This window comes from Nocardioides litoris (assembly GCF_006346315.1).
In the GTDB taxonomy this organism is placed as follows: Bacteria; Actinomycetota; Actinomycetes; order Propionibacteriales; family Nocardioidaceae; genus Nocardioides; species Nocardioides litoris.
In genome coordinates this window covers 1,443,770-1,466,625 of the sequence record NZ_VDMR01000001.1, presented here as the reverse complement: position 1 = coordinate 1,466,625, position 22,856 = coordinate 1,443,770, and the positions used below count along the sequence as shown (strand labels likewise).

The following is a 22,856-nucleotide window of genomic DNA, read 5'->3' as shown; positions in this document are numbered from 1 at the left end:
GGACGACGCTGACCCGTCGTAGATCTACGACGGGTCAGCGTGAGGTGGATCGGTCAGGCGCGCTCGAGGATCGCGACGACGCCCTGGCCACCGGCGGCGCAGACCGAGATCACGCCGCGACCGGTGCCGCCCTCGGACTGCGAGAGCAGCTTGGCCAGCACGTTGACGATGCGGCCGCCGGTGGCGGCGAACGGGTGGCCCGCGGCGAGCGAGGAGCCCTTGACGTTGAGCTTGGTGCGGTCGATCGCGCCGAGCGGGGAGTCGAGGCCGAGGCGCTCCTTGCAGAACACCGGGTCCTCCCACGCCTTGAGCGTGGAGAGCACCTGGGAGGCGAAGGCCTCGTGGATCTCGTAGAAGTCGAAGTCCTGCAGCTCGAGGCCCTCGCGCTGCAGCATCCGCGACATGGCGTACGCCGGGGCCATCAGCAGGCCCTCGCCACCGTGCACGTAGTCGACGGCCGCGGTCTCGTAGGCGGTGATGTAGGCCAGCACGGGCAGGCCGCGCTCCTTGGCCCACTCCTCCGAGGCCAGCAGCACGACGGACGCGCCGTCGGTCAGCGGCGTGGAGTTGCCGGCGGTCATGGTGGCGGCCTCGCCCTTGCCGAAGACCGGCTTGAGCTTGCCGAGCTTCTCGGCGGTGGAGTCGGCGCGCAGGTTGGTGTCGCGCTCGACGCCGCGGAACGGCGTCACCTGGTCGTCGAGGAACCCGGCGTCGTACGCCGCGGCCAGGTGCTGGTGGGAGGCGGCGGCGAGCTCGTCCTGCTCCTCGCGGCCGACCTGCCACTCCAGCGCGGTCAGCGCAGCGTGCTCACCCATCGACAGGCGGGTGCGGGGCTCGCCGTTCTGCGGGATCTCCAGGCCGATGTCGCCGGGACGGATGGCGCCGAGGGCCTTGAGGCGGCCGGCGGTGTCCTTGGCGGCGTTGACCTTCATCAGCTTCTTGCGCAGCTTGTCGCTGATGGCGACGGGCGCGTCGGAGGTGGTGTCGGTGCCGCCGGCGATGCCGACCTCGATCTGGCCGAGGGCGATCTTGTTGGCGACCTGGATGGCGGCCTGCAGGCCGGTGCCGCAGGCCTGCTGGATGTCGGTGGCGGGCGTCTCGGGCGAGAGCCGGGAGCCGAGGACGGCCTCGCGGGTGAGGTTGAAGTCGCGCGCGTGCTTGAGCACGGCGCCGGCGACGACCTCGCCGAGCCGCTCGCCCTGGAGGCCGAAGCGGACGACGAGACCGTCGATGGCCGCGGTCAGCATCTCCTGGTTGGAGGCGGTGGCGTAGGCGCCGTTGGAACGGGCGAAGGGGATCCGGTTGCCGCCGATGACGGCCACCCGACGGGTCTTGTCGATCATGGGACCATACTGGCGGGTAACCACAGCCGGGCCAAGGGTCTGAGTGCCACGTCACGAAAGGTGGACACTGAGTTACACACCCGGTTGCATCTTCTCGTCCGACTCCCGCGATCCAGATCGAAGGCACGCACCCGCATGAGCGACAAGTACCAGGGCTTCACCAAGACCCCTGTCGGCAAGATCCTCGTCAAGAACCTCGGCCTGCCCGCCCCGGCCAAGCTCGAGCGCTACCGCGACGGTGCGCCCCTGGTCGACGGCACCGTGCTGGTCGGCGGCCGTGGGCGCCTCGCCGAGTCGCTCTCGGGGATGCTCGACACCCTCGGCATCGCCTCCACGCCGGTGAAGCCGGAGGAGGGCAAGCTCAAGGGCCTCGTGTTCGACGCCACCGGCCTGACGTCCTCGGCCGACCTCGTCGCCCTGCGCGACTTCTTCACCCCGGTGCTGCGCAGCCTCGAGTCGTGCCCCCGGGTCGTCGTCCTCGGCACCCCGCCCGAGCAGCTCAAGGGCTCCGAGCGCATCGCCCAGCGCGCCCTCGAGGGCTTCACCCGCAGCCTGGGCAAGGAGATCGGCAAGGGGGGCACCGTCCAGCTCGTGTACGTCGCCGACGGCGCCGAGCACGCGGTGACCAGCACCCTCGGGTTCCTGCTCTCCCCCAAGTCGGCCTACGTCTCCGGCCAGGTCGTGCGCATCGGCGCCCACACCGGCGGCCCGGTCGCCAAGGCCGAGGTGGGCGAGGTCGCCGACCCCGCCAAGCCGCTGACCGGCAAGGTCGCCCTCGTGACCGGCGCGAGCCGCGGCATCGGCGAGCAGATCGCCCGGGTGCTGCACCGAGACGGCGCCACCGTCCTCGGCGTCGACGTGCCCCAGGCCGCCAGCGAGCTCCAGGCGCTGATGAAGGAGCTCGGCGGCGACTGGCTGACCCTCGACATCACCGGCAAGGACGCGCCCCAGCGCATCGCCCACCACGTCAAGACCCAGCACGGCGGGGTCGACGTCGTCGTCCACAACGCCGGCATCACGCGCGACAAGAAGCTGGCCAACATGGACGAGGCCCGCTGGGACTCCGTCATCGCGGTCAACCTCAGCGCCCCCGAGCTCATCACCCGCGAGCTGCTCGAGCAGGGCGCGGTCAACCCGTTCGGCTCCATCATCGGCGTCGCCTCCATCGCCGGGATCGCGGGCAACGTCGGCCAGACCAACTACGCCGCGTCCAAGGCCGGGGTCATCGGCTTCGTCGACGCCTTCGCCGACGAGCTCGACGCCGGCATCACCATCAACGCCGTCGCCCCCGGCTTCATCATCACCCAGATGACCGCGGCCGTGCCGTTCGCCACCCGCGAGGTCGGCCAGCGCCTCAACGCCATGTCGCAGGGCGGCCTGCCCGTCGACGTCGCCGAGGCCGTCGCCTGGTACGCCGACCCGCGCTCGAGCCTGGTCAACGGCAACGTGGTCCGCGTCTGCGGCCAGATGATGCTCGGGGCCTGATCGTGGCCGCGCTCCCGATGCTGCTCAAGGCGGCGCTGCCCTCGATCCCGGTCGTCAACCAGCTGCCGGGGGTCAAGAAGGCGCCCGCGTCGTCGTTCGACGGCCTGACGCGCACCCGTCCCCCGGTCACGGTCGAGCGGGCCGACGTCGAGGCCTACGCCAAGGTCTGCGGCTTCCCGACCAAGGACGTCGTGCCGCTGCCCTACCCGCACCTGCTCGTCTTCGCCCAGCAGATGGCGATCATGAGCGACCCCGCGTTCCCCGCGCCGGCCATCGGCACGGTGCACCTGGAGAACTCGATCACCCAGCACCGCCCGATCGCGGTCGGCGAGACCCTCGACGTGACCGCCCACGTCGGGGCGGCGGTGCCGCACCCCAAGGGCCGCATCTTCGAGTTCGCCACCACCGTCCGCGCCGGCGGCCCCGACGGCGAGGTGGTCTGGGAGGAGACCTCGGCCTACCTGCGCCGGGGCGGGGGCACCGACGGCGCGTCGTACGGCACCGTCTTCCCCGACGCCCCCACCACGGGCGTGGAGTGGCGGCTGCCGGCCGACCTCGGCCGCCGGTACGCCGCGGTCTCGGGCGACGCCAACCCGATCCACCTCTACCCGCTGACCGCCAAGGCGCTGGGCTTCCCGCGCCAGATCGCCCACGGCATGTGGACGATGGCGCGCTGCGTCGCCGCGCTGGAGAACCGGCTGCCCGACGCCGTCCGCGTCGACGTGGCGTTCAAGACGCCCGTGCTGCTGCCCGGCACGGTCGCGTTCGGCTCGACCACGCTCGACCGGGGCTACGCGTTCGCGCTGACCAGCCCCTCGGGCAAGCCGCACCTCGCAGGCCGCACCACCGCCCTCTGAGGCACGTCCACGGTGGTCGAGGAGGGCCGCCAGGCCCGTCTCGAGACCACACCGCCGCTGCGGCAGGTGGCCTCGAGACAGGCGCCAGGGCGCCGTCCTCGACCACCGTGGGTCGGCGTCAGCGCGTGCGCGGCCGGATGAGGCCCTCCTGCGCCGCGGTGGCGACGAGGGTGCCGTCCTGGGTGTAGATGCGGCCGATGGAGAAGCCGCGGGCGCCGGAGGCCGAGGGCGACCACTGGTCGTAGAGCCACCAGTCGTCGACCCGGAAGGGCCGGTGGAACCAGATCGTGTGGTCGAGCGAGGCCATCTGGACCTTGGTCGGGTCGGTGTCGTGCGCGGCCAGCGAGGCACCCAGCAGCGAGACGTCGCTGGCGTAGGTGAACGCCGCCAGGTGGTCGCCGGGGTCGTCGCCCATCTCGCCCTGGATGCGGATCCACATCTGGGCCCGGGACGGGCGGTCGGGATCGGGGTCGAGGCCGTGCAGCGAGCTGCCGAGCCAGCGGACGTCGAGCGCGGCCCACTCCTTGCCCAGCGCCTCGGCGTCCTCGGCGCCCCGCCCGCGCATCAGCTCGACCAGGTCGAGCCCGTCGTCGGGCGACTTCACCTGCGGCATGGCGTCCTGGTGGTCGAAGCCGTCCTCGGCGCGCTGGAAGCTCAGGGTCTGGTAGTAGATCGGGCGGCCGTGCTGGCGCGCCATGACCCGCCGGGTCGCGAACGACCTGCCGTCGCGGATGCGCTCGACGTCGTAGATGACAGGCACCTGGTAGTCGCCGGGCAGCAGGAAGTAGGAGTGCAGCGAGTGCACGTGCAGGTCGTCGGGGACCGTGCGGGTGCCGGCCACGAGCGCCTGGGCGGCCACCTGGCCGCCGTACACGCGCTGGCGGGTGGACTCGGGCTGCCTCCCGCGGAACAGGTCGACGTCGAGGTACTCGAGGTCGAGCAGGGCCCGCAGCTGCTGGGCCGGGTCGAGGGCGGGGTCGTGGGAGGGGTCGGTCACGGCTGGTCGCCTCTCTCGTCGTCCTCGAGCCCGGCCAGGAACTGCTCGAACTGCTGCCCGATCTCCTCGCCGGTCGGGATGGGCTGGTCCTCGGCGAGCAGGCTCGACCCGTTGGCCTCGGCCTCGGCGAAGGAGTCGTACTGGCGCTCCAGGGCGGCGACCACCTCGCCGACCTCGCTGTTGGCGGCGAGGTAGCGGGTGATCTCCTCCTCGCGCTCCACGCCCAGGGCCCGCAGCGGCTCGAGGTCGAGGGTCAACCGACCGGCCCGCTCGACGTGCTCCAGGAGCTCGACCGAGGCGCGGGGGTAGTCGAGCTGGGCGAGGTAGTGCGGCACGTGGGCGACGAACCCGAGGGCGTCGCGGCCCCACTCGCCGAGCCGGATCTCCAGGAGGGCCTGGGCGCTGCTGGGCACCCGCAGCTCGCCCTGCCACGGGTTGGACCCGGTGATCAGGCTGGGGTCGTTGGCGTGGTGGGTGACCGCGATGGGCCGGGTGTGCGGCACGGCCATCGGCACCGAGCCCATGCTCACCACGAGGGTCACGCCGAGGCGCTCGACGACCTCGTGCACCGAGCGGCAGAAGGCCTCCCAGCGGTTGTCGGGCTCGGGGCCGTGCAGCAGCAGGTACGGCGTGCCGCCCACGTCGTGCAGCAGGCGCACGACCAGCCGCGGGGCGTCGTAGGCGGTGTAGTGGTCGCGCAGGAAGGACACGGCGGGTCGCCGGGCGCGGTAGTCGTGGAACTGGTCGACGTCGAACGTCGCGACGACGGACCCGCCGTCGGAGCCCGCGACGAGGTGCTTGGCGGCGAGGGCGGCGGAGCTGCCCGCGTCGAGGAAGCCGTCGAGGGCGACGAGCATCGTCAGGGAGTCCAGCTCGTCGAGGGCGGGCACCTCGTCGATGATGTGGACGAGACGCTCGGGGCGTTCGGTGGCCATCCGGCCAGCGTAGTGACCGGCGCCGGGGCACCTCAGCCTGAGGTGGCGGCGCGGCCCGCGGGTGTGGTCGGCGTCTCGCCCGGGGCGGGCGCGGTCGGGGCCGTCGGGTCGGTCGGTGAGGCCGGGGGCGGGGCGGGCGCATAGGCCTGGGCCAGGAAGGACGCCCCGCGGCGGGCGAGCTGGTCGACGGAGAACCCGAGCGCGTCGCGCACGACCCGGGCCGGGTCGGCGTCGGCGGGGCTGAGCTCGAAGGCCTTGAGCAGCGTGAAGGGGCCGTCGGGGCCGTAGGTGGCGGCCAGCCACTCGCACACCCACCACGCCAGCGCGTAGTGCACCGGGGCGTCGGCGTCGTTGAAGGCCTCGTCGGTGGGCATCGTCCGCAGCTCGCCGCGGCGGGCCTGGGCCACGGCCCGGTCGGGCACGTCGCGCTGCTGGGGCGGCAGGGCCTGGGCCGAGACCCACTCGGCCAGTCCCTCGCCCAGCCAGACCGGGGCGGTGTCGTCGTGGGGGCCGATGGCGACGTGGACCAGCTCGTGCCGCACCAGGCGGTCGAGGTCGGGGTCGACGCGGCGGGCGGCCGCGGCGGGCAGCAGGTCGGGGCTCAGGGCGACCCGGGTGCCGGCCACCGAGGTCTCGTCGGTGCCCGACGGCACCGTGAACGCCACGCCGTCGAGCGCCTCGGGGTCGCCACCGGGCACGTCCTCGAAGCTGTCGAGGAAGCGCGGGTCGGCCAGGGCGTAGACGACCGCCTGGGAGCCCCACTCGGTGAACGGGACCCGGGCCGCGACGTCGACGATGCCGCGCTCGACCGAGCGCACGATGCCCGCGCGCTGGCGCTGGTCGGCAGTGTCGAAGACCCCGAGCACGCCGGCGCCCTCGACCACGGTCACTGGCTCGGTGTCCCACGGCTGGCGCAGCTGCGGGTGCTCGACCTCCCACCGGGTGTCGGTGGTCGAGGCGACCCGGAACGTGCCGCCCGCGGCCGGCACGAACCGGTAGCGGTCGAGCGTGCGCACCGGCGTGGCGTCGTACGGCGTGAGGCGGGTGGTGACGGCCACGACCCCCCAGTAGGCGCGGCCGGTGCGGACCAGGCTGGCCGGCTCGAGGCGGTAGTCGGCCTGCGAGAGCGGCAGCTGGACGAGGTTGTCGAAGTAGCCGCCCTCGGCGGTGCGCAGGTCGGGGTCGTCGGCCAGCGTGGCCAGGAAGCCGGGCCGGTCGCGGTCGAGCACCGCCGCGCCGCGGCGGTCGAGGACGCCCTGGAGGGTGGCGGCGAGGTCGGCGGTGACCCGGGGCAGGTCGGCCGGCACCGTCGGCGTCTCCCCCGCCGGGGCCGAGGGGGCGGCGCTCGCGGTGCCGCCGGCGGCGCTCGGTGAGGCGTCGGAGCGCGGCTCGGGGTCGCCGCCGCAGCCGGCCAGGGCCAGCGCGAGGACGACCGTGGCCACCGTGACCGCGGTGGCCGGCGCGGTGGGCCGCGCGCTAGGGCGCGTCGACACGGTCGACCAGCGAGCCACCCTCGGCGAGGGCGGTGACGTCCTCGACGATGCCGCGGGCGAGTGCCTGGGGGGTCAGTCCGATGCGCTCGAGGATGGCGGCGCGCTTGGCGTGGTCGAGGAACTCCTGCGGGATGCCGTGCAGGCGGACCGGGGTGGTGACGCCGGCAGCGTTGAGGGTCTGCAGCAGCACCGAGCCGCAGCCGCCGACCACGCCGTTGTCCTCGACGCTGACGACGAGCTGGTGGCGGCGGGCGAGCTCGACGACGGCCTCGTCGACGGGCTTGACCCAGCGCGGGTCGACCACGGTGACGCCGATGCCCTGGTCGGTGAGCCGCTCGGCGACGTCGATCGCGACCGAGCCCATCGAGCCCACGGCCACGACCAGGACGTCGAAGGCGCCCTGGCGCACCAGCACGTCGGCGCCGCCGGCCTTGCCGATGGCGGGGACGTCGGCCGGCGGCGGGCCCTTGGGGAAGCGCACCACCGTCGGGGCGTCGGCCACCTCGACGGCCTCGTCGAGCAGCTCGCGCAGCCGCGTGGCGTCGCGGGGCGCGGCGAGGCGCAGCCCGGGCACGACCTGGAGGATGGACATGTCCCACATGCCGTTGTGGCTGGCGCCGTCGTCGCCCGTCACGCCGGAGCGGTCGAGGACGAAGGTGACGCCGGTGCGGTGCAGGGCGCAGTCCATGAGCACCTGGTCGAAGGCGCGGTTGAGGAACGTGGCGTAGACCGCGACCACCGGGTGCAGCCCGCCGAGCGCGAGCCCGGCCGCCGAGGTCGCGGCGTGCTGCTCGGCGATGCCGACGTCGAAGGTGCGGTCGGGGTAGGCGGCGGCGAACTTGTGCAGCCCGACGGGGTGCATCATCGCCGCGGTGATGCCGACGACGTCGGGGCGGCGGGCGCCGAGGGCGACCATGTGGTCGGCGAAGTGGTCGGTCCAGATCGTGCCCTTGGGCTTCTCCTCGCCGGAGGCGACGTCGAAGGCCCCCGGGGAGTGGAACTGGTCGGCCTCGTGGCGCTCGGCGGCGTCGTACCCGAAGCCCTTGCGGGTGATCGCGTGCACGATGACCGGCCCGTCGAAGCGCTTGGCCTGCACCAGCGCCTGCTCCATGGCCGCGCGGTCGTGGCCGTCGATGGGGCCGACGTACTTCAGGCCGAGGTCCTCGAAGAGGCCCTGGGGGGCGAGGGCGTCCTTGAGGCCCTTCTTCATGGCGTGCAGCGCGTCGTAGGCGGCCGGCCCGACGCCCTTGACCGAGGTCAGGCGCTTCTTGACCAGGTCGAGGACCTGCTCGTAGCGCGGGTTGGTGCGCAGCGTGGTCAGCGCGGTGGCCAGGCCGCCGATGGTGGGGGTGTAGGAGCGGCCGTTGTCGTTGACGACGATGACGAGCCGGCTGTCCTGGGCCACGGCGATGTTGTTGAGCGCCTCCCAGGCCATGCCGCCGGTGAGCGCGCCGTCGCCGATGACGGCGACGACGTGGCGGTCCTCGCCCCGGATGCGGTAGGCCTTGGCCAGCCCGTCGGCGTAGCTCAGCGCGGTCGAGGCGTGGGAGTTCTCGACGATGTCGTGGGGCGACTCGGACTGGCTCGGGTAGCCCGAGAGGCCGCCCTCGGTGCGCAGGCCGTCGAACTCGCCGGCCCGGCCGGTGAGCATCTTGTGCACGTAGGCCTGGTGGCCGGTGTCGAAGACGACCCGGTCGTGCGGGGAGTCGAAGACCCGGTGCACCGCGAGCGTCAGCTCGACGACGCCGAGGTTGGGTCCGAGGTGCCCGCCTGCGCGCGCACACGAGCGCACGAGGAGGTCGCGGATCTCTGTGGCGAGCCGGGCGAGCTGGTCGTCGCCGAGGTCTCGGAGGTCGCGCGGGCCGGTGATCGACGCGAGCAGGGACATGGGTCGAGGTTACCTTTCTACAGGTCGACGACGGCGATCGCGGGCTCGTGCAGGCTGCCCATCCAGACCCGGCCCTCGTGCTCCCGCACCCCCGTCACCATGTGGTACGCCGTGCGCTGGCGCGCGACGTCGACGTCGACGTCGTGCACCAGGCGGCCCTCGTCGTCATAGGCCTGGACGTGCACGGACCGCTTCGGTGCGGGCTGCAGCCGCTCCGGCAGCCGGGTCGCCGCGCGCCGCAGCGCCATGGGCGCCGTCTGGAGCCTCTCCACGACGGGGTCGCGCGGGCTGGCGATGGTCACCCAGATGAGCCCGTCGCTGCCGCGAGCGATGTTGTCGGGGTAGCCCGGCAGGTCGGAGCACAGCAGGTCGCGCATGCCGGCGTTGGGTCCGGTCAGCCAGCGACGGACGACGGTGCGGGCGCCGGTCTCGGCGACGCACACGAAGCTCTCGTCACGGGACAGGGCGACACCGTTGGCGAAGGCCAGGCCGTCGAGGACGACGGTGACCGTGCCGTCGAGGTCGAGCCGGCACAGTCGGCCGGTGCGGGTGTGCTGGACGAAGTCGTCCTTCCACTTCTCGATGCCGAACCGCTGCGAGGAGTCGGAGAACCAGACCGTGCCGTCGGAGGCGATGGCGGCGTTGTTGCAGAACTTCATGGGCACGCCGGCGATCTCGCCCGCGACGGCCTCGACCCCGCCGCTGCGGGTGTCGACGCGCAGCAGCCCGCGGTGGGCGTCGCAGACCAGCAGCCGGCCGTCGAGGTCGACCTCGAGGCCGAGCGGGCGGCCCTGGGTGGTGGCGACCAGGTCGATTCTCGACCCGTCGTGGGAGACGCGGAAGACCGACCCGTCCGCGGTGCCGGTGAAGACCGCGCCCTCGTCGCGGCCGGACAGGCCGACGACGACGTCCTCGGCGCCGCGGGCGGGGACGGGGTGGACGGCCAGCTGGTGGGCGGTCATGCGGTCAGCTCCCGGTAGAGGTCGGAGGTCAGGAAGCCGGGCAGCACCACGGCGGTGGCCCGGGACAGCGGCAGCGTCCGCGCGTGGTCGGGGTCGACGAAGACCATCTGCCGGCCCTCGCGGCACTCGACCTCGTCGTCGGTGACGTCGGTGCGCGCGGCCCAGACCTCGAAGCTCGCCTCCGGGCCCTCGGCCGAGACCGCGACGGCGTGCGGGCCCGCGCCGACGCGGCGCAGGTCGTCGAGCGCGAGCTCCACCCCGGTCTCCTCGGCGAGCTCGCGGCGGGCCGCGTCGGCGTACGACTCCCCCGGCTCGAGCCCGCCGCCCGGGAACGACCACGTCTCCGGCGCCACCGGCGCGTGCTCGTCGCGCTCCTGCAGCAGCACCCGGCCGCGACCGTCGACGAGGGCCACGCAGGCGTAGGTGGTGGGTCCGTGCGCCCGCCAGCGCAGCTCGCGGTGGGCCTCGCTGCCGAGCAGGTCGGGCAGCGCGGCGGCGGCGGAGTGCGTGAGGCGCAGCCTGGGCACGGTGGCGGGGTCGACGAAGACGATGCGGCGGCCCTCGTGGCACTCGACGTCGGCATCGGTCAGGTCGACCGCGCCGACGTACACGTGGACCGGGTCGACGGAGCCGTAGTGCTCGTGGAAGACGTCGTACGTCGCGTGGTGGCGCAGCGCCCCCGGGTCGAGCCGCAGGCCGGTCTCCTCCTCGAGCTCGCGGTGGGCGGCCTCCTCGAGGCCCTCCCCCGGCTCGACGTGCCCGCCGCACATGCCCCAGCACTCGGGATCGATCGGCGCGTGCTCGTCGCGCTCCTGCAGCAGCACCCACCCCCGCGGGTCGACGAGGACCACGCAGGCGAACGTCGGCACGTCCGCCACCCTGCCACACCGGCGTGCCACCCTGGCGGGCGTGCTGCGTCGCCTCCTCGCCCTCGTGCTCCCGGTCGTCCTCGGCTCGGCCGTGCTCGTGCCGGCGGCACCGGTCCCGGCCTCGTCCCCGGTCCGGTCCGCCCCGACCGTCCTCCCGTTGACGGCGTACGCCTACGGCTCCTACCCGCTCGACCGCCTCCGCCGGGACGCCCCGGCGATCTCGACCCTGACCGTCGTGGGCGCGGCGCTCCGGGCCGACGGCCGCGGCGTGACCGCCCCGGCCCCCGACGCGGTGCGCCAGGCGCGACGGGCCTCGTCCCTGGGCCTGCGGACCGCGCTGCTGGTGAGCAACTACTCCGACCGGCTCGACGGCTTCGACCCCGTCCGGTTGCACCGGCTGCTGTCCGACCCCGACCGGATCGCCGCGGTCGCCCGTCGCCTCGGTGCGCTGGCGCGGGCCGGCGGCTGGGGCGGGGTCGACGTCGACCTCGAGCTCGTCCGGCGCGGCGACGCGGCCGGGCTGGTCGCGCTGTGCCGGGCCGTCCGGTCGGCGCTGCCGGCGGGGTCGACGGTCACGATCGACATCAGCGCGTCGGGCTCGCTGGCGGGCTATCGCGACCGGGGCTACGACCTGCGCGGCCTGGCCGCGGTGGTCGACCGCGTCGAGCTGATGGCCTACGACCAGCACGGACCGGGCTGGTCCGGCCCCGGCCCGGTGGGCGCCCTGCCCTGGCAACGGCGGGCCGTGGCGACGCTGGCGCGGGTCGTGCCGCGCGACCGGATCGACCTGGGCACCGCCGGCTACGGCTACGCCTGGACCCGCTCCGGGCGCGGCTGGACCGTCACGCCCGCCCGGGCCCGCGCGCAGGCCGCGCGCGCCGGTGTCCGGCCGGTGTGGCACCCGCGGGCCGGCGAGTGGTCGGCCCGGCTGCCGGGTGGACGGGTGCTGTGGTGGGCCGACGCACGGTCGCTGCGGAAGCGCCAGGCCCTCGCGGCGCGGCTCGGGGTGCGCGGGCTCGCGCTGTGGCGCCTCGGGTCGGCCGACCCGCTGCGCTGACCCGTCGTCGGGCTCAGATCGCCGGGATCTCGCGGACCTCGGCCGGCACGCCGTCGGCGAGCACCCGGGCGAGCTGGTCCTCGAGGTCGCGTGGGCTGAAGGTGACCGCTCCCTGCGCCAGCTCGGCCGGGCTGAACCAGCGCACCCCGCTGACCCCCTCCGCCTCGAGGTCGACCTGGGGTCGGGGCTCGAAGCGCGGTGTGCGGACCAGGTAGGTCACGTCGGTCTGCCCGTCGAAGCCGTGCAGCTCGAAGAAGCGGGTCAGGCGCCACACCGCGCCCTGGACGTCGGGGTCGGCCAGGCCGACCTCCTCCCACAGCTCGCGCCTCAGCGCGGCCTCGGGCTCTTCTCCCGGCTCCATCCCGCCACCGGGGCACGACCAGAACCCGCCCGGCACCCATCGGCCCTCGGCGTCGAAGTGCACCAGGAGCACGTGGTCGTCGTCGTCGATCACCAGCGCCCGCACCGCCTGCCTCAGCCTCGGCTCCGTCACGCCCCCATCCGACCACGGCGGGTCCTCAGAGCTGCGCCCGGAACCGGCGGCCGCGCAACGCGTCCTCGACCAGCCCGACCTCCCGTCGTACGCCGAGCAGCCGGGCGTCCTCGGTGAGCCAGGTCGCCACGGCGGCACCGACCACGTCGGGCGGGGCGACGTCGCGCAGCGCCCCGCGAGCCTCGCTGAGCCCCCGCTTGACCGCAGCCTGCATGCCCTCGACGTGCAACACGGCGAACCGGGCCAGCAGCGCGCGGTGCCGACGCAGCGGTGCGTAGCCGCGGTACTCCGGCGGGCACAGGTCGAGCAGCCACGCCTCGGCGGTGCGCTCCCACTCGGGGGTGTCGGGCGGACGGACCCCCGCGGGCCACCCCGGCGGGGCGTACCCGGCCGTCACGCGACCACCTCGACCCGTGCCCGCGCACCCGCGAGCACGGCGGTCTCGTCGAGCCCAGGGGGAAGAGCGGCCATGAGCCCATCGTAATCGAACACGTGTTCGACCGCCAGGCCCGTCAGGCCCAGGTGGACGACGAGGGGCGCAGGTCGACGCCGAGGCTGGTCAGTCCCTCGACCGGCGCGAACCCGAGGTGCGCGTAGAGGCGCAGAGCCGCCTGGTTGTCGTCCTCGGTGACCAGGGACAGCCGCGTCGCTCCGGCCTCCTCGGCCGCCGTCCGCACGGCGGCGACGAGAGCGCCCGCCACCCCGCGCCGGCGGGCCGACGGTCGCACGTACAGGTCGCGCAGCTGCCAGGACCGGCCGAGGGCGAGCGTCGCGGGCACGACGTGGGTCGTGGCCAACCCGACCGGACCCGGCTCCCCCGGTTCGTCGTCCCGCGCCACGACCACCGCGAGCATCCCGGAGCCGACCACCTCGACCAGCCAGTCGAGGACGGCGCGCGGGGCGGCCGGGTCGGCGGCGTAGTGACCGCGGTACTCGGCGAGGAGCTCCGCGGCCGCCCCCAGGGCTGCCTCGTCCTCGCACGCCTCGACCCGGACCACCGGCCTCACCCCAGCAGGCTGAACCGGACCTCGCGCACGTCGTTGTCGACGTTGAGGTCGACCAGGCAGATGCTCTGCCACGTGCCGAGCGCGAGACGGCCCTCGAGGACGGGGACGGTCGCGTGGGGCGGGACGATGGCCGGCATCACGTGGGAGCGCCCGTGGCCCGGGCTGCCGTGCCGGTGGCGCCAGCGGTCGTCGGCGGGCAGCAGGTCGCCGAGCGCGGCGAGCAGGTCGTCGTCGGAGCCCGCGCCGGTCTCGATGATGGCGATGCCGCAGGTGGCGTGCGGGACGAAGACCTGCAGGAGGCCCTCCTGCTGGCCGGTCGAGGCGATGAACGACGAGACGTCGGCCGTCAGGTCGACGACGACCTCGTGGCCGCCGGTGCTGTAGCGGCGGGTGCGGGTGATCACGACTGGTCGAGGGCCTGCTCGAGCCGCTCCAGCTTGGCGGTCATCTCACCCGTCCGACCCGGGCGCACGTCGGCCTTGAGGACCAGGCTGACCCGTGGCGAGACGGCGGCGACGACGTCGACGGCACGCTTGACGACATCCATCACCTCGTCCCACTCGCCCTCGATGTTGGTGAACATCGCGTTGGTCTCGTGGGGCAGGCCGGACTCGCGGACGACGCGCACGGCGGCCGCGACCGCCTCGGCCACACCGCCCTCGGCGTCACCGGTGGCCGGGCTGATGCTGAAGGCGACGATCATGCGGCCACGCTACCGACCGCCACCGACACCTCCCGGGCAGCGCCCGGCACCTCAGGAGGTGAAGGTCGAGTAGTCGTCGCCGCCGAGGTAGAACCCGGACCGCCGCGAGGGCTGCACGCACAGCACGGCGTCGGCCTCGACGAGGCACTCGACGCCGTTGGCCGCCACGACCGAGCCCGCCGGCAACCGCGGCGCGCCGGGCTCGCGCACGGTGTCGGAGTTGCACTCCGGCGTCGGCTTCCCGCTGAGCTCGTCGAACAGGATGCGTCCGATGTTCTGGGTCGGCCCGTCCCCGCAGTACGCCGGGTCGGGGATCCCGCCGCGCCGCAGCTCGCACCCGACGAGCGGCCCGTAGTCGACCAGGCAGTAGCTGCTGGTGGGCGTCCGGAACCGCTCCAGCTGCTGCGGCTGCCCGCCGGCGGTGTCGATGAGCGCCCGCGCCTCGGCGTACGACGACGGCGCGGTCGAGCCCGGCGGCCGGGTCGGCTCGACCGGCGGCGCGGTGGTGGGGGCCTGCGTGGGCTCGGGGGCGGGCTCGGTCGTCGGCTCGTCGCTGGGCTCGACGGGCGACACGCTCATCGAGGGCTCGCTGGTCGGCGGCTCGCTCGTGGGCTCGGTCGTCGGCTCGGACGTGGGCTCGCTGGGCGAGGGGGTCGGCGCGGCGGAGGTCGGCGTCGCGGACGGCTCGTCGTCGCCGCAGGCGGTCACCCCGACGGCGAGCGCGAGGAGCAGCAGGAGGTGGGGAAGGCGCACCGGCCCATCGTCGCGCGAGGAGCGTCGCCACGTCGGCAACTCCGGCGGTGCGGCGTGCCGGTCAGCTCCGCGCGCGGACGTCCCTCGGGCTCCCGGGGCGGCTGCGCTCTGGTCGCGCCACCGGACGCACCGCGGCCGCGACCAGGACCACCAGCAGCCCGCCGAGCAGCGTCAGGCCCACCGCGAGGGGGACGGAGCCGGCCAGGTGCAGCGCCCCGCCGAGCACGACCAGGACCGTGCCCAGGACCAGGACGGGCGGGACCGGACGGCGGGTGCTCACACCACGTCAACGCGGACGCGCGGCGGGGGCTACGACCACCCGAGGGTGGTCTGCACCACCTCCACGGTGCGCGCGGCCGACCGTTCCGTCCCGCCGTCGGCGGCGGCGGGGCCGACTGGACAGGCTCTTCCTGCGCTCGACGGGCAATGCAATGCCCGCCAAGCGCATGAATGCCCTGGCCAGATGGAGGAATCCCCGGTCGACCGGGGTTTCCGCGCCCCGCACAAGAGACTCTCAAGTCACTTCAGCCACAGCCACCCCAGGCGCCCCAGGAACCAGACGACAGCTCGCCGATCCCACCCCGGCCCGGGCGGACGCTAGACGCCGACGCCCCGGCCACCCGCGCGAAGCGGGGACCGGGGCGACGGCGTGGGTCGTGCGGGTGGCGCGGGAGGCTCAGCCCTTCGCGCGCAGGCTGCGCAGCACGTACTGCATGATGCCGCCGTTGCGGAAGTAGTTGGCCTCGCCGGGGGTGTCGATGCGCACGGTGGCCTCGAACTCGCTGGTCTCGCCGTGGGCCTGGTCGGTGCCCGGGGCGGGCTCGACGCGCACGGTGACGGTGCGGGGCGTCTCGCCGTCGTTGAGCGTGGTGACACCGCTGATGCTGATGACCTCGGCGCCGGTGAGCCCCAGGTCGTCAGCGGTCTTGCCGGCGGGGAACTGCAGCGGCAGGACACCCATGCCGATCAGGTTGGAGCGGTGGATGCGCTCGTAGGACTCGGCGATGACGGCCTTGACGCCGAGCAGCGCGGTGCCCTTGGCGGCCCAGTCGCGCGAGCTGCCCGAGCCGTACTCCTTGCCCGCCAGCACGACGAGCGGGGTGCCGGCCTCGGCGTACTTCTGGGCGGCGTCGTAGACCGTGGTGACCGGGCCGTCGGACTCGGTGAAGTCGCGGGTGAAGCCGCCCTCGGTGCCGGGCGCGAGCTGGTTGCGCAGGCGGATGTTGGCGAAGGTGCCGCGGATCATGACCTCGTGGTTGCCACGGCGCGAGCCGTAGGAGTTGAAGTCACGCTGCTCGACGCCGTGCTCGGCGAGGTAGGTGCCGGCCGGGCTGTCCTTCTTGATCGCGCCCGCGGGGCTGATGTGGTCGGTGGTGACCGAGTCGCCCAGCTTGAGCAGCACCCGGGCGCCGACGATGTCGGAGACCGGCTCCGGCTCGTCGGGCATGCCGTCGAAGTACGGGGGCTTGCGGACGTAGGTCGACTCGGGGTCCCAGTCGAACGTCTTGCCCTCGGGCGTGGGCAGCGAGCGCCACCGCTCGTCGCCGGCGAACACGTCGGCGTAGGAGGAGTCGAACATGTCGGAGGAGATCGCCGAGGCGATGACCTCCTCGACCTCCTGCGGCGAGGGCCAGATGTCACGCATGAAGACGTCGTTGCCGTCCTCGTCCTGGCCGAGCGCGTCGTTGAACAGGTCGACGTCCATCGACCCGGCCAGCGCGTAGGCCACCACGAGCGGCGGCGAGGCGAGGTAGTTCATCTTCACGTCGGGGTTGATGCGGCCCTCGAAGTTGCGGTTGCCCGAGAGCACCGAGACGACCGCGAGGTCCTTCTCCTGCACCGCGGCGGAGACCTCGGGGATGAGCGGGCCCGAGTTGCCGATGCAGGTCACGCAGCCGTAGCCGACGAGGTTGAACCCCAGCTTGTCGAGGTACGGCGTCAGGCCGGCCTTCTCGTAGTAGTCGGAGACCACCTGCGAGCCCGGGGCGAGGGTCGTCTTGACCCACGGCTTGCGCTGCAGGCCCTTCTCGACGGCCTTCTTGGCCAGCAGGGCCGCGCCGATCATCACCGAGGGGTTGGAGGTGTTGGTGCAGGAGGTGATCGAGGCGATCGTCACCGCGCCGTGGTCGAGGGTGAACGTGGTGCCGTCCTCGAGCGTGACCTCGATCGGGTCGCTGGGCCGGCCGCCGTCCTTCGGCGTGGCCGAGAGGTGGTCGGTCGGCGGGGCGGACTCGCCGTGGCCGTTGCTGGTGGCGGGGTCGCTGGCCGGGAAGGTCTCGGCGACCGACTCGTCGTACCCGTCCTCCTCGGCCTCGACGTAGTTGGCCAGGGCACCGCGGAAGGACTGCTTGGCGTCGGAGAGCGAGACGCGGTCCTGCGGCCGCTTGGGGCCGGCGATGGAGGGGACGACCGTGGCCAGGTCGAGCTCGAGCCTCTCGGAGTAGCGCGGCTCGGCGTCGGGGTCGTGCCAGATGCCCTGCTCCTTGGCGTAGGCCTCGACGAGCGCGAGCTGCTCCTTCGGCCGGCCGGTGAGCTCGAGGTACTTGATGGTCTCGCCGTCGATCGGGAAGACCGCGATGGTCGAGCCGAACTCGGGGCTCATGTTGCCGATGGTGGCGCGGTTGGCCAGCGGCAGCGCGGAGACGCCGGGGCCGTAGAACTCCACGAACTTCCCGACGACGCCGTGCTCGCGCAGCATCTCGGTGATGGTGAGCACCAGGTCGGTGGCGGTGGAGCCCTCGGGCAGGTCGCCGGAGAGCTTGAAGCCGACGACGCGCGGGATGAGCATGGAGACGGGCTGGCCGAGCATCGCGGCCTCGGCCTCGATGCCGCCGACGCCCCAGCCGACGACGCCGATGCCGTTGACCATGGTGGTGTGGGAGTCGGTGCCGACGCAGGTGTCGGGGTAGGCCTGCAGCACGCCGTCGACCTCGCGCGTGAAGACCGTGCGGGCCAGGTGCTCGATGTTGACCTGGTGGACGATGCCGGTGCCCGGGGGGACGACCTTGAAGTCGTCGAAGGCGCCCTGGCCCCAGCGCAGGAACTGGTAGCGCTCGCGGTTGCGCTCGTACTCGATCTCGACGTTGCGCTCGAAGGCCTCGGGGGTGCCGAAGACGTCGGCGATCACGGAGTGGTCGATGACCATCTCGGCGGGCGCGAGCGGGTTGATGCGGGTCGGGTCGCCGCCGAGGTCGGCCATGGCCTCGCGCATGGTGGCGAGGTCGACGACGCAGGGGACGCCGGTGAAGTCCTGCATGATCACGCGGGCCGGCGTGAACTGGATCTCCTTGTCGGGCTGCGCGTCGGCGTTCCACCCGGCCAGGGCCTTGATGTCCTCGGCGGTGATGTCGGCGCCGTCCTCGGTGCGCAGCAGGTTCTCCAGCAACACCTTGAGGCTGAACGGGAGGCTGGCGACGTCGAGGCCGTCACCGCTCACCGCGTCGAGGCGGAAGATCTCGTACGACGCGCCGTCCACGTCAAGCGTGCTCTTGGCGCCGAAGCTGTCCTTGCTGGGCATCAACCGTCTCCTCGGGGTGCTCGGGTGGCTCCCCCATCCTGCCGCCGCCCCGGTGGGCAGCGGTAGTAAGGGCAGCCTTGGTCGTGTCCGGGTCCCGGCCACGGGCAATCTCTTGATGTCAAGATACATGACGTCGAGAGGACATGCCCGTCGCTGGTGCTGCCCGGCCCGGCGGGGTAGGTTCTCGCGCTTGTGCGTCACGGGACCCGGGTCTACCGCCGCCTCGTGGTCGCGGGGTTCCGGCGCCAGTCGACCTACCGGCTCGCCGCCCTCGGCGGGCTCGTCGCCAACACGACCTTCGGGTTCCTCAAGGTGGCGCTCCTCCTCGCTGCCGTCCGCGCCGCCGACGGCTCACTCGAGGGGTACGACGTGGGCGCGGTCGCGGCGTACGTCTGGGTCAGCCAGGCCATGCTCGGCTCGGTCAACCTGATGGGCCGCAACGACCTGGCCGAGCGCATCCGCACCGGTGACGTCGTCGTCGACTTCCTGCGACCGGTCGACGTGCAGGGCGCGTTCGTGGCCACCGAGGTCGGCCGGTCGCTGTTCACCTTCCTCCCCCGCGGCCTGCCGACGTTCACCATCGGCGCGCTGGTCGTGGGTGTGCCGCTGGCCGGCGGCGTCGCGCCCGTCCTCGGCGTGCTCAGCGTGCTCCTGGCCATCACCGTCTCGGCGACCACCGTCTTCCTGGTCGGCGTGGTCGGGCTGTGGCTGGTCGAGACCCGCGGGGTCCAGCTGTTCTACATGATCGTCTCGGGGTTCTTCGCCGGGCTGTACCTGCCGATCTGGTTCTTCCCCGACTGGCTGGTCGTGGCGGCCAGCGCGACGCCGTTCCCCTCGATGCTGATGTACCCCACCGACATCCTCTCCGGGCGCGTCGACACCACCGGCGCGCTCGGTCACCTGGCCGCCCAGGTCGGCTGGCTCGTCGTCACCCTCGTCGCCGGGCAGCTGCTGGTCCGGGCCGGACGCCGGCGGCTGGAGGTGCAGGGCGGATGAGCCGCTCCCTGACCGCGAGCACCGCGCCGTACCGCGCCGTGCTGGCCTCCCGGATCCGCTCCCAGCGCAGCCACCGCGTCTCCTTCCGCGTCGACGCACTGAGCAGCCTGCTCGTCGGGGTCGTCGAGCTGGCCGAGGTCGCGGTGCTCTACCTGCAGGTGGAGGGCATCGGGGGTCTGGACCTGCGCGCGGTGCTGCTGGTCTTCGCCATCGCCGACCTGTCGTTCTCCCTGGCCGACATGGCCTTCGGGCACTGCGACAACCTGCCGGAGTACCTCCGCGCCGGCACCCTCGACGTGTTCTACCTGCGTCCGCAGCCGCTGCTCCTGCAGCTGGTGACCAGCGACATCCAGCTGCGGCGGCTGGCCCGGGCGGCCGTCTCGCTCGCGGTGCTGGTGGTCGCGGTCGGGCTCAACGACCTGTCGTGGGACCCGCACACCGTGGGCCTGCTCGCCCTCGCGCTCGTCTCCGGCCCGGTCACCTTCGCGGCGATGTTCGTCTGGGCGGCGGGCGCGCAGTTCTTCCTGCTCGACGGCGCCGAGACCACCAACGCCTTCGTGTACGGCGGCCGGTACGCCGCCACGCAGCCCGCCTCGGTCTGGGGCCGGCCGTTGCTGGTCGTCTTCGGCTTCGCCTTCCCGATGGCGTTCACCGCCTACCTGCCCGTGGTCACCCTGCTCGGCCTCGACGGCGCGTCCCGGATCGGGCTGCCCGACTGGGTGGGGTGGCTGGCGCCGGTCGCGGCGCTGTGGGCGTGGGCGTTCGCGGCCGTCAGCTGGCGGCTCGGCACCCGGCACTACCAAGGAGGCGGCGGATGAGCGCGATCATCGAGACCCACGGGCTGGGGCGCGACTTCAAGGTCCGCGACGGCCTGCGTCGGCGCACCCTCGTCGCGGTCGACGACCTCACGGTCCGGGTCGAACCCGGCGAGGCGGTCGGCTACATCGGCGCCAACGGCGCCGGCAAGTCCACCACCATCAAGATGCTGACCGGCATCCTCGTGCCGACGCGGGGCGAGGTGCACACCTGCGGCCTGCGACCCGTGCCCGACCGCCGGCAGCTGGCCCGCCAGGTCGGCGTGGTGTTCGGCCAGCGGACCCAGCTGTGGTGGGACCTGCCGGTGCGGGAGTCGTTCCGCATCCTCGCCGCGATCCACGCCCTCGACGCCGTCGAGGAGCGGGCGCGCACCGACGAGCTGGTCGAGCGGCTGGAGCTGGCCGAGTTCCTCGGTACGCCGGTGCGCCAGCTCTCGCTCGGCCAGCGGATGCGCGCCGAGGTGGCGGCAGCCCTGCTGCACTCCCCCCGCCTGGTCATCCTCGACGAGCCCACGATCGGGCTCGACGTGCTCTCGAAGCAGCGGTTGCGCGAGTTCCTCGTCGCCGAGCGCCGCGAGCACGGCACCACGCTGGTCCTCACCACCCACGACATGGGCGACGTGGAGCGGCTGTGCGACCGCATCCTGCTCGTCGACCGCGGCTCACTCGTCTTCGAGGGCACGCTGACCGGGCTGTCCGCGACCGTGGGGGCCGAGCGGGTGGTCACCGTCGACCTGGCCGAGCCGCTGCCCGACCTCGTCGACGTCGAGGCCACCACCCACCGCGGCAGCGAGGGGGGCGGCCTGCGCCAGCGCCTGGCCTTCGACCCCGGCGCCACCACGGCCGCGAGGGTGCTGGCCGAGGTCTCCCGCCGCGCCGAGGTCCTCGACCTCACGATCGAGGAGCCCGACGTGGAGGACGTCGTCCGGCGCGTGTACGCCGCCCGCCGCTGACCCGCGGTGGCCGAGGTGCGGGCACAGCGCCCGCCGGGTCCTCGCGCGGCCCGGGCACGTCGGCTGCGGTGGCTTCGAGGCTCCTCGCTGGCGCTCGTCGCACCTCAGCCAGCGTGGGGTCGGCCGCGGTGGCTGAGGTGCGCGCGCAGCGAGCCTCGAAGCCCCGCGGCCCGCACACGCTCGGTCAGCAGACGACGACGACGTGGAACGGCCGGTCGGCCGTGGCGCCGGCCTGGTTGTAGGCCACGACGAACAGGCCGGCGGGCTTGTTCTCCAGACCGGTGACGCCGGCGTCACCGCTCGGCGGGAACCCGGTCCCGCCGGGCTGTCCGAGCGAGGCGACGTACGCACAGTCGCTCACGTCGGTGCCGAAGAGCACGTTGTAGACGCCAGCCCCCACCCTGCTGGCGCTCACCGCGCCGTTGGACTGGCCGGGGACGAGGGTCCCGTTGCCCTCGACGACCGCGGAGAGCACGTTGCCCGCACGGGTGCCGGACAGGTCGAGCGTGGACTCGACGACGTCGGCGCCGGTGAGCGAGCCGTCCTTGACGTCACCCCCGGTCACCGAGCCGTCCTTGACCTTCTTGGAGGTCACGGCGCCGGCGGCGAGGTCGGACGTCTTGACGGCGCCGGTCTTGATCTGGGCGGACCCCACGGAGTTCTTGGCGACCCCGGCCGCGACCGCCGCGCCCCCGCCGCCGAGCGCGACGGCGAGGGCGAGGGTGGCGGTGACGTTGGCGTAGGTGAGGGCGCGGGTGCGGGAGGTCGGGCGGGCGGTCATGGGTGTCTCCTGGTCCTGGTGGGCTGCGGAGCCCGGACGGTAGGAGGCCTGATGACCGACCACATGGCACCGACGGGCCTTGACAGGCCGCGTCGGGCCGTGCTCAGGCGAGCAGGCCGAGTCGCCGCGCCTCGGCGACGTACTCGCCGTACTCGTCGAGCAGCGCGTCGATGAGCTGCTCGTCGGACAGCGCGTCGATGGAGCCGATGGGCTTGTAGTCGGCGTTGTCGACGACCCGCTCCTCGAGGTCGTCGAGCCGCTGCAGGAACTCGAAGGACTCCCGCCCGATCGAGAGGAACTTCCAGAAGATCGGGGCCGTGGAGACCTCGATCAGCGCCTGGACGGCCTGGGGCTTGGAGTTGGGCGCGCCGTCGGTGAGGAAGATGGCGAACACGGGCTCGGGCGCCGGCTGCTGACCGGCGGGCACCTGCACGTCGATCGCGCCCTCGACCTTCTTCTTCCGGCCGAAGAGCCCCTTCTTCTGCGCCGGCTGCGGCGGCGGGAAGCCGAAGTGGTCGCGCACCGCGCGGAACGCACCGGCGTAGTCGGTGGTGCCCATCCGGCGGCCCGCGGTGAGCCGGTCGACCGCGCCGGCGTAGTTGTCGAGCGGGACCTCGCCGAGGTGGGCGGCGGTGGTGTCGAAGACGAAGAAGTCGATCGCGCCGTCGTCGTCGAGCTGGGTCGCCAGGGCCAGGATGCGCTCGGTGAGCCGCTGCACGCGGCCCTCCTTGTACTCCCGCGACATCGACCCGCTGTAGTCCATGACCACCGCGACCTTGGCGCGGCTGCCGAAGAGGTTGCGCTTCTCGAGGCTGACCTTGGCCGTCTTGGCCAGGTCGACGAGACCGGGGGCGGTGGACTGGACCTTGTCGAGCGAGATGGGCATCGGGGGCCTTCCGTCGGGGGTGGGGACGTGCCGAGCCTGGCAGCCCGGACCAAGACGTCCGGCCGC

At 73.5% G+C, this 22,856-nt stretch carries 23 protein-coding genes; 6 read left to right on the top strand and 17 right to left on the bottom strand.

Features of this window, described 5'->3' with window-relative positions; genetic code table 11:
- Positions 1-53: 53 nt before the first annotated feature.
- Positions 54-1,343, bottom strand: a complete 1,290-nt coding sequence (locus FJQ57_RS07020) for an acetyl-CoA C-acetyltransferase (protein ID WP_139978453.1) — start codon at positions 1,341-1,343, stop codon at positions 54-56.
- A 135-nt stretch (positions 1,344-1,478) separates the two neighbouring features.
- Between FJQ57_RS07020 and FJQ57_RS07015 the strand changes: the two genes are divergently transcribed.
- The gene (locus FJQ57_RS07015) at positions 1,479-2,828 is read left to right on the top strand and encodes a 3-oxoacyl-ACP reductase (RefSeq protein ID WP_139978451.1); all 1,350 of its coding nucleotides are present in this window, start codon (positions 1,479-1,481) and stop codon (positions 2,826-2,828) included.
- Between the two features lie 2 nt (positions 2,829-2,830).
- Entirely contained in the window at positions 2,831-3,685 is an 855-nt protein-coding gene (locus FJQ57_RS07010; protein WP_246081626.1) for a MaoC/PaaZ C-terminal domain-containing protein, read from the top strand.
- A gap of 118 nt (positions 3,686-3,803) precedes the next feature.
- Here the strand turns inward: FJQ57_RS07010 and FJQ57_RS22880 are convergent, their stop codons facing one another.
- The 6 genes from FJQ57_RS22880 to FJQ57_RS23245 are packed head-to-tail and all read right to left on the bottom strand — an operon-like array spanning position 3,804 to position 10,829.
- The gene (locus FJQ57_RS22880) at positions 3,804-4,682 is read right to left on the bottom strand and encodes an acyl-CoA thioesterase (RefSeq protein ID WP_139978449.1); all 879 of its coding nucleotides are present in this window, start codon (positions 4,680-4,682) and stop codon (positions 3,804-3,806) included.
- Entirely contained in the window at positions 4,679-5,617 is a 939-nt protein-coding gene (locus FJQ57_RS22875; RefSeq protein WP_139978447.1) for a proteasome assembly chaperone family protein, read from the bottom strand. The genes FJQ57_RS22880 and FJQ57_RS22875 overlap by 4 nt, the downstream gene beginning before the upstream one ends.
- Before the next feature lie 32 nt (positions 5,618-5,649).
- Entirely contained in the window at positions 5,650-7,110 is a 1,461-nt protein-coding gene (locus FJQ57_RS22325) for a hypothetical protein (RefSeq protein ID WP_170219307.1), read from the bottom strand.
- Positions 7,094-8,998: a 1-deoxy-D-xylulose-5-phosphate synthase gene (gene dxs, locus FJQ57_RS06990; RefSeq protein ID WP_139978445.1), complete on the bottom strand. Its 1,905-nt coding sequence runs from the start codon at positions 8,996-8,998 to the stop codon at positions 7,094-7,096. Before dxs ends, FJQ57_RS22325 begins: the two co-directional genes overlap by 17 nt.
- Before the next feature lie 17 nt (positions 8,999-9,015).
- Positions 9,016-9,960, bottom strand: coding sequence for an SMP-30/gluconolactonase/LRE family protein (locus FJQ57_RS06985; protein WP_139978443.1), 945 nt, complete (start codon positions 9,958-9,960; stop codon positions 9,016-9,018).
- Positions 9,957-10,829: an NUDIX domain-containing protein gene (locus FJQ57_RS23245; RefSeq protein ID WP_246081625.1), complete on the bottom strand. Its 873-nt coding sequence runs from the start codon at positions 10,827-10,829 to the stop codon at positions 9,957-9,959. The genes FJQ57_RS06985 and FJQ57_RS23245 overlap by 4 nt, the downstream gene beginning before the upstream one ends.
- Positions 10,830-10,869: 40 nt before the next feature.
- Between FJQ57_RS23245 and FJQ57_RS06975 the strand changes: the two genes are divergently transcribed.
- A complete protein-coding gene (locus tag FJQ57_RS06975; protein ID WP_170219306.1) occupies positions 10,870-11,886 on the top strand; it encodes a glycosyl hydrolase family 18 protein in 1,017 nt (338 codons plus the stop codon).
- Between the two features lie 13 nt (positions 11,887-11,899).
- Here FJQ57_RS06975 and FJQ57_RS06970 read toward each other — a convergent pair whose 3' ends face one another.
- The 8 genes from FJQ57_RS06970 to FJQ57_RS06940 form a co-directional block, all read right to left on the bottom strand.
- A complete protein-coding gene (locus tag FJQ57_RS06970; RefSeq protein ID WP_170219305.1) occupies positions 11,900-12,379 on the bottom strand; it encodes an NUDIX hydrolase in 480 nt (159 codons plus the stop codon).
- Positions 12,380-12,404: 25 nt separating this feature from the next.
- On the bottom strand, positions 12,405-12,776 hold the full coding sequence (locus FJQ57_RS22320) for a hypothetical protein (RefSeq protein WP_170219304.1): 372 nt from the start codon (positions 12,774-12,776) through the stop codon (positions 12,405-12,407).
- A 115-nt stretch (positions 12,777-12,891) separates the two neighbouring features.
- The gene (locus FJQ57_RS06965) at positions 12,892-13,386 is read right to left on the bottom strand and encodes a GNAT family N-acetyltransferase (protein WP_211348758.1); all 495 of its coding nucleotides are present in this window, start codon (positions 13,384-13,386) and stop codon (positions 12,892-12,894) included.
- A complete protein-coding gene (locus FJQ57_RS06960; RefSeq protein WP_139978437.1) occupies positions 13,383-13,790 on the bottom strand; it encodes a secondary thiamine-phosphate synthase enzyme YjbQ in 408 nt (135 codons plus the stop codon). The genes FJQ57_RS06965 and FJQ57_RS06960 overlap by 4 nt, the downstream gene beginning before the upstream one ends.
- Positions 13,787-14,089: a thiamine-binding protein gene (locus FJQ57_RS06955; protein ID WP_139978435.1), complete on the bottom strand. Its 303-nt coding sequence runs from the start codon at positions 14,087-14,089 to the stop codon at positions 13,787-13,789. Before FJQ57_RS06955 ends, FJQ57_RS06960 begins: the two co-directional genes overlap by 4 nt.
- Positions 14,090-14,140: 51 nt before the next feature.
- Positions 14,141-14,842 carry a hypothetical protein gene (locus FJQ57_RS06950; RefSeq protein ID WP_139978433.1) on the bottom strand — a complete coding sequence of 234 codons (702 nt, stop codon included), beginning with the start codon at positions 14,840-14,842 and terminating at the stop codon, positions 14,141-14,143.
- Between the two features lie 61 nt (positions 14,843-14,903).
- Positions 14,904-15,122 carry a hypothetical protein gene (locus tag FJQ57_RS06945; protein ID WP_139978431.1) on the bottom strand — a complete coding sequence of 73 codons (219 nt, stop codon included), beginning with the start codon at positions 15,120-15,122 and terminating at the stop codon, positions 14,904-14,906.
- A 396-nt stretch (positions 15,123-15,518) separates the two neighbouring features.
- Positions 15,519-18,359, bottom strand: coding sequence for an aconitate hydratase (locus tag FJQ57_RS06940; RefSeq protein ID WP_139978429.1), 2,841 nt, complete (start codon positions 18,357-18,359; stop codon positions 15,519-15,521).
- 192 nt (positions 18,360-18,551) lie between these two features.
- Here FJQ57_RS06940 and FJQ57_RS06935 point away from each other — a divergent pair, with 192 nt between their 5' ends.
- Genes FJQ57_RS06935 through FJQ57_RS06925 form a run of 3 tightly spaced genes read left to right on the top strand, consistent with a single transcriptional unit; the run spans position 18,552 to position 21,123 of the window.
- Positions 18,552-19,355 (top strand): ABC transporter permease, encoded by an 804-nt coding sequence (locus tag FJQ57_RS06935; RefSeq protein ID WP_139978428.1) that lies wholly within the window; start codon positions 18,552-18,554, stop codon positions 19,353-19,355.
- Complete coding sequence (locus FJQ57_RS06930) at positions 19,352-20,173, top strand: ABC transporter permease (RefSeq protein WP_139978426.1); 822 nt, start codon at positions 19,352-19,354, stop codon at positions 20,171-20,173. The genes FJQ57_RS06935 and FJQ57_RS06930 overlap by 4 nt, the downstream gene beginning before the upstream one ends.
- Positions 20,170-21,123, top strand: coding sequence for an ABC transporter ATP-binding protein (locus FJQ57_RS06925; RefSeq protein ID WP_139978424.1), 954 nt, complete (start codon positions 20,170-20,172; stop codon positions 21,121-21,123). Before FJQ57_RS06930 ends, FJQ57_RS06925 begins: the two co-directional genes overlap by 4 nt.
- Before the next feature lie 184 nt (positions 21,124-21,307).
- Here FJQ57_RS06925 and FJQ57_RS06920 read toward each other — a convergent pair whose 3' ends face one another.
- Positions 21,308-21,904, bottom strand: a complete 597-nt coding sequence (locus FJQ57_RS06920; protein ID WP_139978422.1) for a hypothetical protein — start codon at positions 21,902-21,904, stop codon at positions 21,308-21,310.
- Between the two features lie 103 nt (positions 21,905-22,007).
- Positions 22,008-22,790, bottom strand: a complete 783-nt coding sequence (locus FJQ57_RS06915) for a VWA domain-containing protein (RefSeq protein WP_170219303.1) — start codon at positions 22,788-22,790, stop codon at positions 22,008-22,010.
- Between the last annotated feature and the right edge of the window lie 66 nt (positions 22,791-22,856).